The organism is Sporosarcina sp. P13, from assembly GCF_002743055.1.
Classification (GTDB): Bacteria; Bacillota; Bacilli; order Bacillales_A; family Planococcaceae; genus Sporosarcina.
The window spans coordinates 26,164-42,039 of record NZ_PDYM01000029.1; the positions used below are offsets into that span (position 1 = coordinate 26,164).

The 15,876-nt window shown below is 41.8% G+C and carries 17 protein-coding genes and 1 riboswitch; all 17 genes read right to left on the reverse strand.

The window, feature by feature from the left end:
- Positions 1-43: 43 nt before the first annotated feature.
- The 17 genes from pcrB to CSV79_RS12395 all read right to left on the reverse strand — a co-directional run bounded on the left by pcrB (position 44) and on the right by CSV79_RS12395 (position 15,216).
- Positions 44-742: a heptaprenylglyceryl phosphate synthase gene (pcrB, locus tag CSV79_RS12315; protein WP_099689359.1), complete on the reverse strand. Its 699-nt coding sequence runs from the start codon at positions 740-742 to the stop codon at positions 44-46.
- A gap of 96 nt (positions 743-838) precedes the next feature.
- The gene (locus CSV79_RS12320; RefSeq protein WP_099689360.1) at positions 839-1,156 is read right to left on the reverse strand and encodes a YerC/YecD family TrpR-related protein; all 318 of its coding nucleotides are present in this window, start codon (positions 1,154-1,156) and stop codon (positions 839-841) included.
- A gap of 24 nt (positions 1,157-1,180) precedes the next feature.
- The gene (locus CSV79_RS12325) at positions 1,181-2,206 is read right to left on the reverse strand and encodes a DUF3048 domain-containing protein (RefSeq protein WP_099689361.1); all 1,026 of its coding nucleotides are present in this window, start codon (positions 2,204-2,206) and stop codon (positions 1,181-1,183) included.
- Positions 2,207-2,222: 16 nt separating this feature from the next.
- Positions 2,223-2,432 (reverse strand): adenine deaminase C-terminal domain-containing protein, encoded by a 210-nt coding sequence (locus CSV79_RS12330; RefSeq protein WP_099689362.1) that lies wholly within the window; start codon positions 2,430-2,432, stop codon positions 2,223-2,225.
- On the reverse strand, positions 2,432-2,848 hold the full coding sequence (locus CSV79_RS12335) for a hypothetical protein (protein ID WP_099689363.1): 417 nt from the start codon (positions 2,846-2,848) through the stop codon (positions 2,432-2,434). The genes CSV79_RS12330 and CSV79_RS12335 overlap by 1 nt, the downstream gene beginning before the upstream one ends.
- Before the next feature lie 563 nt (positions 2,849-3,411).
- Positions 3,412-4,671, reverse strand: coding sequence for a phosphoribosylamine--glycine ligase (purD, locus tag CSV79_RS12340; protein WP_099689364.1), 1,260 nt, complete (start codon positions 4,669-4,671; stop codon positions 3,412-3,414).
- Between the two features lie 21 nt (positions 4,672-4,692).
- Positions 4,693-6,228, reverse strand: coding sequence for a bifunctional phosphoribosylaminoimidazolecarboxamide formyltransferase/IMP cyclohydrolase (gene purH, locus CSV79_RS12345; protein WP_099689365.1), 1,536 nt, complete (start codon positions 6,226-6,228; stop codon positions 4,693-4,695).
- A gap of 48 nt (positions 6,229-6,276) precedes the next feature.
- Positions 6,277-6,849 carry a phosphoribosylglycinamide formyltransferase gene (purN, locus tag CSV79_RS12350; protein WP_099689366.1) on the reverse strand — a complete coding sequence of 191 codons (573 nt, stop codon included), beginning with the start codon at positions 6,847-6,849 and terminating at the stop codon, positions 6,277-6,279.
- Positions 6,849-7,904, reverse strand: coding sequence for a phosphoribosylformylglycinamidine cyclo-ligase (purM, locus tag CSV79_RS12355; RefSeq protein WP_099689367.1), 1,056 nt, complete (start codon positions 7,902-7,904; stop codon positions 6,849-6,851). Before purM ends, purN begins: the two co-directional genes overlap by 1 nt.
- An 11-nt stretch (positions 7,905-7,915) precedes the next feature.
- Positions 7,916-9,340 carry an amidophosphoribosyltransferase gene (gene purF / locus CSV79_RS12360; protein ID WP_099689368.1) on the reverse strand — a complete coding sequence of 475 codons (1,425 nt, stop codon included), beginning with the start codon at positions 9,338-9,340 and terminating at the stop codon, positions 7,916-7,918.
- On the reverse strand, positions 9,316-11,547 hold the full coding sequence (gene purL / locus CSV79_RS12365; RefSeq protein ID WP_099689369.1) for a phosphoribosylformylglycinamidine synthase subunit PurL: 2,232 nt from the start codon (positions 11,545-11,547) through the stop codon (positions 9,316-9,318). The genes purF and purL overlap by 25 nt, the downstream gene beginning before the upstream one ends.
- Positions 11,537-12,220 (reverse strand): phosphoribosylformylglycinamidine synthase subunit PurQ, encoded by a 684-nt coding sequence (gene purQ / locus CSV79_RS12370; protein WP_099689370.1) that lies wholly within the window; start codon positions 12,218-12,220, stop codon positions 11,537-11,539. The genes purL and purQ overlap by 11 nt, the downstream gene beginning before the upstream one ends.
- Entirely contained in the window at positions 12,217-12,471 is a 255-nt protein-coding gene (purS, locus tag CSV79_RS12375) for a phosphoribosylformylglycinamidine synthase subunit PurS (RefSeq protein WP_099689371.1), read from the reverse strand. The genes purQ and purS overlap by 4 nt, the downstream gene beginning before the upstream one ends.
- Before the next feature lie 55 nt (positions 12,472-12,526).
- Positions 12,527-13,648: a 5-(carboxyamino)imidazole ribonucleotide synthase gene (gene purK / locus CSV79_RS12380; protein WP_099689372.1), complete on the reverse strand. Its 1,122-nt coding sequence runs from the start codon at positions 13,646-13,648 to the stop codon at positions 12,527-12,529.
- Positions 13,645-14,133: a 5-(carboxyamino)imidazole ribonucleotide mutase gene (gene purE / locus CSV79_RS12385; RefSeq protein WP_099689373.1), complete on the reverse strand. Its 489-nt coding sequence runs from the start codon at positions 14,131-14,133 to the stop codon at positions 13,645-13,647. Before purE ends, purK begins: the two co-directional genes overlap by 4 nt.
- A gap of 144 nt (positions 14,134-14,277) precedes the next feature.
- A riboswitch (purine riboswitch) is annotated at positions 14,278-14,378 on the reverse strand.
- A 128-nt stretch (positions 14,379-14,506) separates the two neighbouring features.
- The gene (locus tag CSV79_RS12390) at positions 14,507-14,692 is read right to left on the reverse strand and encodes an NETI motif-containing protein (RefSeq protein WP_099689374.1); all 186 of its coding nucleotides are present in this window, start codon (positions 14,690-14,692) and stop codon (positions 14,507-14,509) included.
- Positions 14,689-15,216, reverse strand: a complete 528-nt coding sequence (locus CSV79_RS12395) for a DUF2179 domain-containing protein (RefSeq protein ID WP_099689375.1) — start codon at positions 15,214-15,216, stop codon at positions 14,689-14,691. The genes CSV79_RS12390 and CSV79_RS12395 overlap by 4 nt, the downstream gene beginning before the upstream one ends.
- Between the last annotated feature and the right edge of the window lie 660 nt (positions 15,217-15,876).

Sequence of the window (15,876 nt, forward strand, 5' to 3'; positions counted from 1 at the left end):
TCCGTACCGCCTTTTAAGAACATTTGTTCTAACTATATACTAATTACACAGATAAAGGAACTGATTTCACAGCATCTACCGTGGCAAGTGCAGCTTTCAAGTCTTCATATACGATATTTCCAACTACAACAGTATCTGCAATCGCAGCCATTTCTATTGCCTGCTCTTTTGTACGGATTCCACCGCCATAAAACAGACGTGTCTTTTGTAATAATTCTTTAGCTGCCTGAACGATTTTGGGATCGCCATATTTTCCGCTGTATTCCATATAAAAAATAGGTAGTGAAAATAGATGTTCTGCCATACGTGCATACGCTTGTACATCGTCTTCATCAGGAACTTGATCTACACCTGTCAGTTTAGCCGCTTTACAGTCGGGGTTCAGTATGCAGTATCCTTCAGTAATAATTTCATCGAAGTTCATCATATGACCATATTCACGGAGTGCTTCATGATGAAGTCCATTTAACCATTTTGAATTTGACGTATTTAACACTGTTGGAATGAAGTAATAGTCAAAACCAGGTGTGACAGAGTCTACTGTAGATACTTCTAATGCAAGCGGAACGGAATATCTGCGAAAACGTGCAAGTAAATCAAGCACATTTTCTATCGTCACTCCATCAGATCCACCGATAATCACACCGTCTGTTCCTGATTCCGCGATGCGTTCAAGATGATCATCGGATAATTCTTTGGCAGGATCGATTTTAAAAGCATGTCGCCATGTTTTATAGTCCATTAGTATGTGCACCTTCTTTTATTATAGTTTATCATCACAATAGTGTGTAACAACATAAAAACCGGTTGGGATGGTTACCCGGCCGGTTGGGGTTATTTATTTCTTTGGTTGTTGGCTTTCAAGTTCTGGATAGAGTCGGTTCAGCATTAAGTTGTAGCCGCCAGAGCCGTAATCCACACAACGACGGATACGGGAGATGGTAGCTGTGCTAGCGCCTGTCTCTTGTTGAATACTGTCATATGTCTTTTTCAGGCGTAGTTTATGAGCGACGTCTAGTCGTTGTGCTAGTGATTGGACTTCGCTCATTGTGCATACATCGTCAAAGAACTGATAGCACTCTTCCAGATCTTTCAATTCTAGAATGGCTTTAAATAACTGATCTATTTGCTCACCGCGAATTTTATCTATTTGCATATTCTCGCCCTCTCTTTGTCGATCTTACGGAATATAAGTGACGGCAGCAGACGGGCTTGAAAGGGAGGGTACAATATGAATCCAAGTTTGCCCGACTGTTAACTTTACAGGCAGTCCTTGATCTACTGGAATTAAAAATCCATCCCTATTTTCCCATTCGATTTCTCTAGTAATCCCTTCATGAAATAGCATAGCGTTACCGCCGGACTGAAGATCGATTGCTAGCCTTCCCTGTTGATCGACTGTTTGATGATTCATTTCCATCACTATTACATTCGATAACTCCACTCGTCGTTCATTCAACTTATCAACCGTATCAATACCATTGACGGAACGATAATATCGATTATTCTCCCCATCATAACGATACGTACTGATAAACTTCGGGTCCGAACTGTACGATACCGTAACCGATGAAGCTATATCCCCTATTTTATCACTTTCTTCAGGATTTAGGAAAGAAAAGGTCGGCGTCTTCGAGATCTTTTCGGAAGCATTCGTCTTTTCAAACGCTTCTTCTATATGCTCCTTGGAAATATACGAGTTATGCGGTGCTTTGCGATCAGATGAACGTTCAAACAAACTTCCATCGTACTGCATACCATTGACATGATCTACAACCCTATCATCTAATAATTTCTTAGCATCCGGGCTATAACCATGCGCAATATAAAATGCATCCATTCCGTCAGCGAAATTAACAAAATAATCACGGGCACTACGAATTGGGCCGATTTGATCCGGAATTTCACTGTGGAATATAGCTGCAAAGCGCGTGACATTACCTTCTGCTAAAAACTCATAGACCAGATCAGCCTCAGCAATTCCAGACTGTGGCCGTGCTAACGGATGATTATTGATCGTAGCGACGATTGGGCGATTCTGTAAACCTTCCGTTACTTGCTCACCCGTAAATGGTGCAGAAATATTTTGTGAAGGTGTCTCTGTCTTTTCCGGCTGTTCCGACTGTTCTTTAGAACGTGAACAGCCACTTAAACATAAGAGTCCTATACATGCGGTTAAAAGTAGCTTTCGTTTATTCCATTTCAATACAGTTCCTACCTTTCTATGTTAGGAAGTAATCGTTCATTTTTAGGACTTGCACTAAACCAATGAGCGTAATGCGGACATGTGGCAGATGAACGGATTGTAAAAACAGTAGCGTAAACACGGCGGCTCCGTGATGATAACCACGTTCCTTCAATGCTGCCTTCATCGCCAGTTCTTGTTCCATAATGACTTCAATCGGCCGATCAGACAAACCGCCATCGGTCACTAAAGATACCGTTTCATTTCATCGAAAGCTCTCTTCAACACTTGCCAATCCCATTCAATTAATAATACATCGCCCATGTTGGAATAGGAAGATGCAAATCCTATTAAATTATCCGCAAAGCTCTTCATTACTGTATTGACCCGCCACTTACCGTGTCGATCGAGCAATACTAAGAAGCACTCATAGCTAAATCTAATTATTGATTTGCTTAAATCTAACTCCGTTTCATAGACTTTCGTAATGACATCACTGAGCATTTGAATCCCTGTAGTCGAAAGGAATGTAAAGTCACTATCATCCAGCTTAAACTGTGGCTTGAATTTCTGTAACTTCGCCCAATCTACTCCGTTAAATGACTCTGTCGCTTGCCCCCCTCGCAATATCCACTGACCTTTCGACAAAACATCAGTCAGCACTAGATTTCGTTCATCTTCAAAAAGTTCAATGTCGCAAAACGACCAGTCGCGATTACACTATGCAAGTCAGTGATATCATAGTACCGTGCTATATTATAAGAAGCCATTTGATATGCATCGAGTGCAATATGAATATTGATTGTAAGTAAGTAAGTAGCGTTTTCAATTACTATGTCGGGTGGTTTTGCCGTTAATAATCGCTAGCTACGTTTGTATTTCTTGCTCATTCCACATATCAATCTCATCCCTAGATAGTAGTTTTGCGTTTACCAACTATTTCATATGCTTATGCTTTATATTAAGATAGCAATCTGATGTTAAATAGACAAGGTACATCAATATTCTCCACAACTAAGTGAATAGGATTTTACTTTATAAACAAACTATTCACATTACTAACAACTTACTAACAATTTTCCCACTTCTCATTCACATATTTCTCTTTTAGCTGTGAATATCTAGCGTTATACATGAATTATCCACAATATTCATTTATTTGTTGAACCATAATAAATCCCTCTGCTAATCTTACACAGAGGGATTTCGTAGTAAAGTATATTTATTTAAGAGAATGTTCTCCAGCCGATGTCGTTGCGGTGGAAGAAACCGTTCCATTCTTCAGTTGCTAGTCCTTCGTACACTTTTTGCTGTGCTTCTTTTAGATTATCAGCTTTCGCTGCAACGAGAAGTACGCGGCCGCCGTTACCAACAAAGTGGCCATTCTCCATTCTTGTACCCGCATGGAAAACATCTAGCCCATTAGCTATCAGCCCGTCTAATTTGGGTAATTTTTTACCATTGACGATGTCGCCTGGATATCCTTCTGATGCCACTACAACACCTAGCATCGCTTCTTCATGCCACTGCAAGTCAAAAGCTTCTCCAGCCATTAGCGCTTCCATGAACTTACCGAAATCGGAAGCCATGCGTGGTAAAACGACCTGTGTTTCTGGATCTCCGAAACGCGCATTGAATTCAATGACTTTCGGGCCTTGCTCCGTCAAGATTAAGCCAGCATATAAAATACCTGTGAAAGGAATTCCTTCTTTCGTCATTGCTTCGACCGTTGGAACTACGACACGGTCATATGCCTCTTGTACGATTTCATCTGAAATTTGAGGTACAGGAGAATAAGCACCCATACCACCCGTATTTGGACCGCGATCTCCGTCATATGCTCTTTTATGGTCTTGCGCAATAACCATTGGATAAATTTGTCCATCATGAACAAATGACATATAAGAAAATTCTTCGCCGTCTAGGAACTCTTCGACTACAACGCGTGAAGATGATTCGCCAAACTTTTGATTGCCGATCATATCATCTACTGCATCTAACGCTTCCTGAAGTTCCATCGCGACGATTACGCCTTTACCAGCCGCTAAACCGTCTGCTTTGATAACGATTGGTGCACCTTGTTCGCGAATGAATGCCTTCGCTTCGTCTGCATCAGTAAACGTGCCATAAGAAGCTGTCGGAATATCGTACTTATCCATAATTTCTTTGGCAAATGATTTACTTCCTTCAATACGAGCCGCTGCTTTCGTTGGACCGAATACCGTTAGACCTTTATCCAAGAAGAAATCTGCAATTCCTTCTGCTAGGGGTTGCTCAGGACCCACAAATGTCAGCGAGATCTCATTGTCTATCGCAAATTTCGCCAATGCTTCAAAATCCGTTGCATCAATTGGTAAACATGTAGCATCTTGTTTCATTCCATCATTACCTGGTGCAACATATACACCTGTTACAGAAGGCGCTTCGTTGAACTGTTTAGCAATTGCATGTTCACGACCGCCACTTCCAATTACAAGAACTTTCATTGTCCGTTTTCCTCCTGCCTCTTAATGTTTAAAATGACGTACGCCCGTGAATACCATTGTAATGCCATAGTCATTTGCCTTTTTAATGGAGTCTGCATCTTTCAAAGAACCACCTGGTTGGATAATCGCTGTAATACCCGCTTTTGCTGCTGCTTCCACTGTATCATCCATAGGGAAGAACGCATCCGATGCTAGAGCTGCTCCTTTAGCGCGTTCGCCAGCTTGTGTTAAAGCAATATTGGCAGCACCTACACGATTCATTTGACCCGCACCGACACCAATTGTCATATGCTCATCTGTTACGACGATTGCGTTAGACTTCACATGCTTAACAACAGCCCAACCAAGTTTCATCGCATTCCATTCAGCTTCTGTTGGTTCGCGGTCTGTTGCTACTTTAATATCCGCTTCTTCAAACCCGTATGCATCCGGCTGTTGCATGAGCAATCCACCTTCAACAGATACCGTATTCCACTGATCTTTTTTCTTCTGTTCAAATGAAATTGTTAATAGACGGATATTTTTCTTCTTCGTCAATGTCTCAATTGCTTCTTCTGTGAATGAAGGAGCGATTACGATTTCAAGGAAAATATCTGCTAACTGTACTGCAGTTTCCTGATCTACTTCTTTATTTAACGCGATGATTCCGCCAAAGATAGACGTTGAATCAGCTTCATATGCTTTCTTGAATGCTTCTGCAATCGTGTTACCTGTACCAACACCACAAGGGTTCATATGCTTCACTGCAACTGCAGCGGGCTGAGTAAATTCTTTAACAATTTGAATCGCCGCATTTGCATCTTGGATATTGTTGTACGAAAGCTCTTTTCCATGAAGTTGCTCTGCATAAGCAATTGAGAAATCAGAACCCATTGGACGGCTATAAAATGCTGCCTGTTGGTGTGGATTCTCTCCGTAACGCAAAGGTTGTTTCAATTCGTATGTATAAGTCACTTGTTCAGGGAATTGTTCACCCGCAAGATCTGTTAAATAGCTAGAAATTAATGCATCATAAGCTGCTGTATGACGGAATACTTTAGCTGCTAGACGACGGCGTGTTTCAAGTGTTGTTTTACCATCTGCTTTTAGTTCATCCAAAACTGCTTCATAGTCTGACGCGTCAACAATTACAGTAACGTATGCATGATTCTTTGCAGAAGCACGTAGCATCGCTGGACCACCGATATCGATATTTTCAATCGCATCTTCAGTAGATACGTCTGGCTTTGAAATAGTTTCTTTAAATGGATATAAGTTTACACATACGACATCGATTGGTTGAATGCCGTGCTCTTTCATTTGCGCCTGATGTCCTAGATCATCTTGCTTCGCTAGCAATCCACCGTGGATCATCGGGTTCAATGTTTTTACGCGACCTTCCATAATTTCAGGGAAGCCTGTAATTTCATCGACAGCTGTAACCGCTACTCCATTGTCTTTCAAATGCTTCATCGTACCGCCTGTAGATAATAATTCATATCCAAGTTGTTCGAGTTCTTTCGCAAACTCCAACACGCCATTTTTATCTGATACGCTTAGCAATGCACGCTTTTTCAAGAAAATTCCTCCAGTTTATAAAAAAAGCCCGTTTTCACAACAGGCTAATCAATTTTTAAATACGTTTTTTAACGTCTTCACATATAATTCATGCTCTACTGCATGAATCGCAATAGCGGTTTGTTCTGCATCATTGTTGATCACATCGACCGCTTGCTGTGCCAAAATCGGGCCCGTATCCATTCCTTCATCTACAAGGTGGACCGTAACGCCTGTCACTTTGACACCGGCAGTAACTGCTTGCTCAATCGCATCTTTACCTGGAAATGAAGGCAAGAGCGATGGGTGAATATTAATGATTCGTTCAGGGTAAGCATTGAGTAAATCCGGACCAATTAAACGCATATAACCAGCTAGTATTAACCACTCTACTTTTGCTTCTTGTAATGCTTCTAGAACCGCTTGCTCATACGCTTGCTTCGTTGCAAATTCCCGCGGACGGAAAGATGCTACAGGAATTCCAGCTTGCTTTGCTCGTTCGTTGACATAGGCATCGGGTTTATCCGTTACAAGTAATGCGATATCAGCAGGTAGATCCCCTGCTTTACATGCTGCTTCTAACGCCGCGAAGTTACTACCACTTCCTGAAGCAAAAACAGCAATTCTAACATTCTTCTCCATTACGCTAAAGTACCGTCATGTTCACCGTTGAACTTGACGCCTTCCTGTTTCGTAACGCGACCAATTACATACGCCTGTTCACCATGCGCTTTTGCAATTTCAATTGCTTTTGCAGCTTCCGCTTCTGGTAGTGCTACAACGAAACCTACACCCATATTAAAGACACTATATAGATCGCGGTCTGTTAACTCGCCTTTTTCCTTTAGCATACGGAAGACAGGTAAAATCGGCCATGCGCCTAAATCTACTTCTACTCCAAATCCTTCAGAGAACATTCGTGGTAGGTTTTCAAAGAATCCGCCACCTGTAATATGTCCCATGGAGTGAACATCTAATTGCTGATGCATTTCAAGTACAGGCTTCGCATAGATTTTCGTAGGTGTTAGCAATGCTTCCGCTACTGTTCCTAGTTCTTCATAACCTTCAATTGTACCGTTAATATCCGCACCCAACTGTTCGAATACGATATGACGTACAAGTGAATAACCATTCGAATGAATACCACTAGAAGCGATTCCAACAAGTACATCGCCTTCTTGTACGTCCTCACCCGTAACAAGCTTACTCTTCTCACAAGCACCTACCGCAAAACCAGCTAAGTCGTATTCATCTTCTTCATATAGACCTGGCATTTCTGCAGTTTCGCCACCGATCAATGCAGCTCCGGATTGCACACAGCCATCCGCTACGCCTTTAACGATTGCTTCAACTTTTTCAGGAACTGCTTTTCCAAGCGCTACATAATCAAGGAAATATAGCGGTTCTGCTCCTTGAGCCACGATATCATTTACACACATTGCAACACAGTCGATACCAATCGTATCATGACGATCTGCCATGAAAGCTAGTTTCAACTTCGTACCTACACCGTCTGTTCCTGAAATCAGAACCGGTTCTTTATATTCAAGAGCAGAAAGATCAAACATTCCGCCAAAGCCACCAAACGCACCTGCCACTCCTTTACGAGTAGTTCTTGCTACGTGGGACTTCATGCGTTCTACTGATTCATAGCCCGCTTCAATATTGACTCCTGCTTTTTCATACGCCTTCGACATGGAAAGGCCTCCTATCGTACGATTTCTTTTACGTGCGGCATTGCAGTATCTGAATAAATCTCCGTTGGATATTCACCTGTGAAACAAGCTAAGCATTGTCCACAATTTTTCATTTCAGACGATCTACCATTCGATTCGAGCATTCCTTCTATTGATAGGAAGTGAAGCGAATCCGCACCGATTTCTTCACACATTTGATCTAACGTACGGCCCGTTGCAATTAATTCAGAATCAGAACTAATATCAACTCCGTAATAGCAAGGAGCGATTAGCGGTGGTGATGCAATGACCACATGAATCTCTTTGGCACCCGCTTCTCGTAACATCGCAACAATACGTTTAGACGTAGTACCACGGACGATTGAATCATCAACCATGACGACACGCTTGCCATGAACCACTTGATGAACAGGCGAAAGCTTCATCTTCACACCTTTTTCACGCAATGCTTGAGACGGTTGAATAAATGTTCTACCTACGTATCGATTTTTGATCAAACCAAGTTCGTACGGTATTCCGCTTTGTTCGGAGAAACCGATAGCCGCAGAAATACTAGAGTCTGGAACACCCGTAACGACATCCGCGCTAATTTGTACTTCACGAGCTAGCTGTTTTCCACAACGCTTACGAGCAGCATGAATATTAATCCCGTCGATATCTGAATCCGGACGTGAGAAATAAACATATTCCATTGAACACATCGCTGGATCTGCGGCTGGCGCAAATCGTTCAGAAGTTAATCCTTTATCATTGATGATTAATAGCTCACCTGGTTCTACAGAACGAATATGTTCTGCTCCAATAATATCAAATGCACATGTCTCCGAAGCTACAACCCATGCATCCCCAATTTTCCCTAGAGCAAGTGGACGCATGCCGTTCGGATCTTGCGCGACCATTAATCCTTCATCAGTCATTAAGACAAATGCGAACGCACCTTTTAAAATGCTCAATGCTTTTTTCACTTTGTCACGTTGATTCAATGAACCGCTACTACGCTTGATTAAATGGGCTAATACTTCTGTATCTGATGTTGTTTGGAAGATACTTCCTTGGCGCTCCAAATGTTCTTTTAGATCTGTCGCATTAATTAAGTTACCGTTATGGGCTATAGCAAGACTACCTGTAGTTGAACGGAAGACGAGCGGTTGAACGTTTTCAATACCGCGTCCTTGTTCAGTTGTATAGCGGACTTGTCCAATTGCGCCATTACCTTTTAGTGTACTCAAGTTATCACCTGAGAACACTTCATTGACTAACCCTTCACCTTTAACAGCATGGAGACCGCCATCGCTTTTTACGACGATGCCGGCTCCTTCCTGCCCACGATGTTGTAATGCATGCAATGCGTAATAGCTAATTTGCGCCGCATCCTCATGCCCCCAAATACCAAATACGCCGCACTCTTCGTTTAGTCCTCTGAGTTCAGCAAGCATGGAATTGCTCCTTTCCAAGCAGCGTGGAATTGTTCTACCGTCCCTTCTATTAGGACAGTTCCTTCTGCACTTTTAATGACTAGTTGTCCGTCATCTGTCACTGTTCCGATTTTCACTGCGTCATCTACACTTTGCTCAAACGCTGCTACTTGATCTGCTTGGACCGTCACTAGGAAACGAGATTGCGTTTCACTGAATAAAGCCGTAATTGCAGAACCTTCAACTGATACATTTGCACCTAAGCCGTTTGTAGCAAATGCTTTTTCACATAGTGCTACAGCAAATCCGCCTTCTGATAAGTCTGAAGCTGATTGCAGTATTCCTTGCTGAATTGCAGCTAATAATTGTTCTTGTCGCTTCACTTCCACGTCTAGATCAATTGCTGGAACTTGACCAAAAATCTTTCCTTCGGTCATTTGTTGCAGTTCACTACCACCAAATTCCGTTGCTGTTTGACCAATTAGATAAATTGCATCTCCAGCTTGTTTGAAACCAGGTGTTGTTACTTGCTTCAAATCATGAACTAGTCCTACAAGACCAATTGTTGGAGTTGGATAGATTGAAACCCCGTTGACTTCATTTGAAAGTGAAACGTTACCGCCAATGACTGGTGCATTGAGCTTACGGCAAGCTTCTGAAATTCCGTCTGCAGACTTTTCAAGCTGCCAGAACACTTCTGGCTTATCCGGGCTACCAAAGTTCAAGCAATCCGTTAGCGCAATCGGTTCTGCTCCTGAACAAACGAGGTTACGTGCAGCTTCTGCTACCGCAATTTTACCGCCTGTTTCTGGATCCAAGTAAATGAAACGTGAGTTACAATCCGCTGTCATTGCAATTCCTTTGTTTGTTCCTCTAACACGAACGACACCAGCTGACGCACCAGGAGCTAATACTGTACTCGTTCTAGCACCTGTATCAAATTGATTGTAAACCCATTCTTTAGAAGCGATTGTTGGACGTTGTAGCAAATCAAGCAATGTAGCTTTTAAATCTGTTACTTGTGGTTCTTTATTTTCAATCGCTTGGTTTTCCGCAAACGATGCTGGTTCTTTTGATTCTTTTTGATAGCTAGGAGCGTCTTCAGCTAATAGATCAGCAGACACTTCTGCAGCTACCTCTCCTTTAAAGATCAGACGAAGCATTTTATCATCGGTTACATGACCGATTGCCACTGCATTAATACCGTATTTTGTGAATAATGCAATGACTTCTTCTTCGCGGCCTTTTTTAACAACGATTAGCATACGTTCTTGAGACTCTGACAACATCATTTCATATGCTGTCATATTCTCTTCACGCTGTGGTACTAGATCCAAATTTATCTCCACACCATAGCCAGCTTTTGAAGCCATCTCTGCTGATGAAGACGTTAGACCCGCTGCACCCATATCTTGTATACCAATTAACGCATCTGATTTGACTAATTCTAGGCATGCTTCCATCAATAACTTTTCAATGAATGGATCACCAGCTTGCATAACAGGTAGTTCTGCTTCTTCGTCAATAGCTAATTCAGAAGAAGACATTGTCGCCCCGTGAATTCCGTCCCGCCCAGTTGTAGCACCCGCATAGATGATCGTGTTGCCTACTCCTGCAGCCAAACCTTTTTGAATATCTTCGTGATTCAATAAACCAACCGCCATTGCATTAACGAGTGGACGCTTAGAGTAGCACTGGTCGAATTGAACTTCACCCGCTACAGTTGGAACACCCATCGCATTACCATAACTAGCAATCCCCGCAACTGCTTCTTCAAACAAAAACTTATCGCGTGGATCTGTCAAATCACCGAAACGAAGAGAGTTAACTAAAGCAATTGGACGTGCACCCATTGAAAAGACATCACGGATAATGCCGCCTGCACCTGTTGCCGCACCAATGAATGGTTCAATTGCAGATGGAGAGTTATGAGATTCCATTTTGAACACAGCTGCCTGATTATCACCGATATCTACGATCCCAGCACCTTCACCTGGTCCTTGCAATACGCGTGCTCCTTCAGTCGGAAACTTGCGCAAAACAGATTTAGAGCTCTTATATGAACAATGCTCTGACCACATAGCAGAGAATAGACCTGTTTCCGTGTAATTCGGAATACGACCCAACTTTTCTACTGCACGCTCATACTCCCAGTCCGTCATGCCCATTTGAAGATACAATTTGTTTTCTTTGATTTGTTCCGCTGTAGGTTCGTGATTAGTTGACATGCTGTTCACCCCAATTGTTCAAAATTGAATGGAATAAAGGCGTTCCATCTGTACCACCGATTACTTCTTCTACTGCACGTTCTGGAAGTGGCATCATACCTAGCACATTTCCTTTTTTGTTCGTAATCCCTGCAATAGCTAACGTGCTTCCATCTGTATTTCCATTCGTATATGTGAAAATAATTTGATTGTTATTTTTCAATTCTTGCGCTGTCTTTTCATCCGCATAATAATTCCCGAATTCACTAGCGACTGGAAGTGCAATATTCTGACCTTGTGCATAGCCGTTTGTAAAAGCCGTGTTATTATTTTCTACTGTTACTGTTTCTACTGCCGAACGGAACTTCAAGCCATTATTGCGTAAAAATGCACCTGGAAGAATATCAGCTTCCACCAAAATATGGAACCCGTTACCTACTCCAAGAACTAACTTACCAGAGTCAGCAAACTTCTGAAGTGCCTTGAATGCAGGCGAGCTTTTAGCTAATGCACCCGGACGTAAGTAGTTACCATATGAAGTACCAGTAGGTAATAATACTGCATCGAATTGATCAAGTTGATCCGCTTCTGTATGCCAAACGTATTCAACTTCTTGTTTAACTGTATCCTCAATCGCATGGTACATATCAAGATCACAAGTAAGGCCTGGGAATACTAGAACAGCGAACTTCATTTGCTCGCAACCTCCCCAACTTCAAATCGATAGTCTTCAATTACTTTGTTGATTAATAAATCATTACACATTTCATTCACACGCGTTTCGATTGTTTGTTCAGAACCATCCATTTCTAGCTCAATCAATTTACCAACACGTACACTTTTTACTTCCTCATAACCCATTTTCTGAAGTGCTTCTGTTGTTGCGATTCCTTGTGGATCTACAACACTTTCACGTAGTGTTACATAAATAGTTACTTTCGTCATTGTCGGTTCCTCCCAAAGTGGAAATAATAGTTTTTTAAGTCATGTACAGATGATATTAGTCTTCCCAAATACCCGATTGTTCAATCTCCTGCAATGTGTCTTCAAGGCTTTCCGTCATAATTGTGACGTGACCCATTTTGCGTTTTTCTTTAGCCTCTGCCTTACCGTATAGATGTATGGACCATTCTGGGTAGTCTGCGATCCGCTGTGTCAGTGGCGCGACATGTTCACCCAGTACGTTCACCATAATAGAAGGTTCCCATAACTTCGGCTGCCGCAAAGGCCATCCGCAAATTGCACGGATATGCTGATGGAATTGTGAAATATTACATGCCTCAATTGAATAATGTCCAGAGTTATGGGGACGCGGTGCTAACTCATTGATGACAATTTCACCATCCGCTAGAACAAACATTTCAACTGCCAATGTTCCTACCAACTTCAGGTGACTAGCAATTTTCTCCGCCGCACTCTCTGCCTGGTCTAATACACCTTGATCAACACGGGCCGGTACAATAGATTCGTGCAATATATGATGCTTGTGTATATTTTCAGCAATCGGCAGACAATATGATTGTCCATCTAGATTGCGTTGAATAATAACTGAAATCTCTTTTTCGAACGGTACAAATGCTTCAGCGATACATGAAGAATGTGCGAACAGGGCTTTAGCATCTTCTAACTGTTCTTTTGAGTCAAGTTTGACTTGTCCTTTACCATCGTAGCCACCAAAAGCCGTCTTCACAATACATGGAAAACCAACTTGATCAATTGCCTGTACTAACTCTTCGAACGTATCAGCTGCTATGTAGGGTGCAACTGGTGCGCCTGACTTTTGAATTTCTGCTTTTTCATTGATACGGTTTTGCGTAATGCGAACTAGCTCTGCTCCTTGGGGAACATATGCCTGTTCTGTCAATCGCTTTAACCCTTCATAATCAATATTTTCAAATTCAAATGTGATGACGTCACTGACTGCACTTAATTCAGTTAATGCTTGTTCATCATTATAAGGAGCGACAATTTCAATATCCGCTATTTGTCCGCATGGCGAATCAGTCGTTGGGTCTAACACGGCTATACGGAATCCAGCTTCCTTCGCTGCAAGCCCCATCATTCGCCCTAACTGTCCACCACCGATAATACCGATTGTCTGTCCGGGTAGGATTGTTTTCAATTTAGCTCACCACTGCTTTCTAAAGCGATTTGCTTCATCTCATCACGTCTTTGCTGTAATCTTCTACGCAATGCCTCATCTTGCACGCTCAGCATTTGTGCAGCTAAAAGACCTGCATTTGTAGCACCCGCTTGACCAATGGATACAGTCGCTACAGGAACTCCACCTGGCATTTGAACGATCGACAACAAAGAGTCCATTCCATTCAATGCTTTAGATTGTACAGGAACACCAATAACAGGAACTAGAGTTTTTGCTGCAACCATTCCTGGGAGGTGGGCAGCTCCGCCTGCTCCCGCAATAATCGCGTGCAATCCTTTGGCCTCAGCCTGTTCAGCATATTCAAACATGAAATCAGGTGTACGGTGAGCTGAAACTACTTTCTTTTCATAAGGGACTTCTAGTTCATCCAATATGTCACAAGCATGCTTCATCGTTTCCCAATCGCTCTTACTGCCCATAATGACACCTATCTTCGGTTCCAAATCAAATCCGCTCCTTATGCCAACCTTTAATAGTATAAAAAATTAAAAAGATCCTTGAAAACTCCACTTTTCACATGCACAAAAAGCAGAACTTTCAAGGACCCTTTACCAAATAAGTAAATAGCTACTTATTGTAAGTATCCATGAAAAATTGCTTTCCCACATAGTGTAGACATTTACGGTGTCTTGGTAGAAACGCTGCAGCCAATCCTACAGCATATACGGGGAACTCATTTACCTTTATTATAGTATCAATTAATATAGCATTCGTCAACTAAAAACCGAACATTGACTTATAACTCTTTTCAAATCATTCGCCTTTAAGTTGTCAAATTATCGAAAACACGTCAGATTACTATTGACAATAAAGCTATTAGCTATTTTTGATACCTTGAAACTGCGTTTGTTGTTTGATCGGAATGTATTTTCCGTCTACTTGTTCAAATAAAGGTTTTTCTCTTCTCCCAACAACCGTATACCCCAAGCTCTGTATACGCTCAAGGCATTGTTCCAACGTTTCATCATCCTGACGATCAAACCACATCTTATTTTTACTCATTTGAACAATTTCCCTCTTTTCACGCTCTTCACCCAGAAGCCGCCGTGTATTGATTTCGGCTCATAAGAAATAATAAAAGCTTTCGGGTCAAGTTCTGTTATTGTTTTATACAGCATTAATTCATATTTACGTGGTGTCAGGATTTGCATAGTAGAACGGCTACCACTTAAACCATTAGCAGACCAGTCCGTTACCCCATAACCTAGACGTCGTAGCTCAGCAGGCATTTCTTTATTAATATCCGCTGTAATTACATTCACTGTGATATAGCCTAACGCTAGTCTCTCTTCAATTTTCGAGCCAACTACTACACCTGACCCAAAACCTAATGCATAAGCTATCAAGTTTTGAATTTGATCCAAGTTATCCAATACCAAACCTAATCCAATAACGTAGATTACTATTTCGAACATACTAACTACAGCCGCTATATATCTGTAACCCTTCAACGTTAATATCATACGTACGGTAGAAAAGGATACATAGACGATGTTGATCACGAATATAAGTAATATCATTCCCATGAAAACCGCTCCTTTCTACAATAGATTTCATCGTATCGCGCCCAACATAAAAACTCAAGGAAAGTCTTTTGTTTATAGGTTATTTTTAACACTTCACTAGTAGATAAATTTCCCTCACGGTTGAAAAGCACATACTTTGAAGCTTCATAGTCATTTGATCAAAAACTTCAGCTTCTCACTTATATTTTATACAATTAAGTACACAAAAAAAGGGGGCGGTGACATTACTAGAAAATAGTCCATTTCCCTGCGCTCCTGTATCTTAAAAAAGATACGTTAATAAATATGAATCCAAAAAACCTCTTCGTGCCCAGCAACCTTCTACTTTCATAGGAGAAACCCCCAACTACCATCGGTGCACGAGCTTCACTTCCGTGTTCGGGCTACGAAGAATGATGAGAAACATTAAACTTTATCGGTCAAAACATAAAATATCGATCTATACTCTTTGTAACTATAAACACAAAAAAGCCACTCCCCATGGGGAATGGCTTTGCGTGCCTAGCAACGTCCTACTCTCACAGGGGGAAACCCCCAACTACCATCGGCGCACGAGTTTAACTTCCGTGTTCGGGCTACGAAGAACGATGAGCGACGGATTGCCGCGTCAGCTTCACCGCTTGCGAGTCTCACGTATTTCATACGCTTCGAGTCACAGCG

Bases quoted from the DNA above. Each gene is read 5' to 3' on its own strand.
- pcrB (WP_099689359.1), bottom strand. From the start codon at position 742: ATGGACTATAAAACATGGCGACATGCTTTTAAAATCGATCCTGCCAAA.
- CSV79_RS12320 (WP_099689360.1), bottom strand. From the start codon at position 1,156: ATGCAAATAGATAAAATTCGCGGTGAGCAAATAGATCAGTTATTTAAA.
- purD (WP_099689364.1), bottom strand. From the start codon at position 4,671: ATGAAAGTTCTTGTAATTGGAAGTGGCGGTCGTGAACATGCAATTGCT.
- purN (WP_099689366.1), bottom strand. From the start codon at position 6,849: ATGGAGAAGAATGTTAGAATTGCTGTTTTTGCTTCAGGAAGTGGTAGT.
- purM (WP_099689367.1), bottom strand. From the start codon at position 7,904: ATGTCGAAGGCGTATGAAAAAGCAGGAGTCAATATTGAAGCGGGCTAT.
- purF (WP_099689368.1), bottom strand. From the start codon at position 9,340: ATGCTTGCTGAACTCAGAGGACTAAACGAAGAGTGCGGCGTATTTGGT.
- purL (WP_099689369.1), bottom strand. From the start codon at position 11,547: ATGTCAACTAATCACGAACCTACAGCGGAACAAATCAAAGAAAACAAA.
- purQ (WP_099689370.1), bottom strand. From the start codon at position 12,220: ATGAAGTTCGCTGTTCTAGTATTCCCAGGCCTTACTTGTGATCTTGAT.
- purS (WP_099689371.1), bottom strand. From the start codon at position 12,471: ATGACGAAAGTAACTATTTATGTAACACTACGTGAAAGTGTTGTAGAT.
- CSV79_RS12390 (WP_099689374.1), bottom strand. From the start codon at position 14,692: ATGAGTAAAAATAAGATGTGGTTTGATCGTCAGGATGATGAAACGTTG.
- CSV79_RS12395 (WP_099689375.1), bottom strand. From the start codon at position 15,216: ATGGGAATGATATTACTTATATTCGTGATCAACATCGTCTATGTATCC.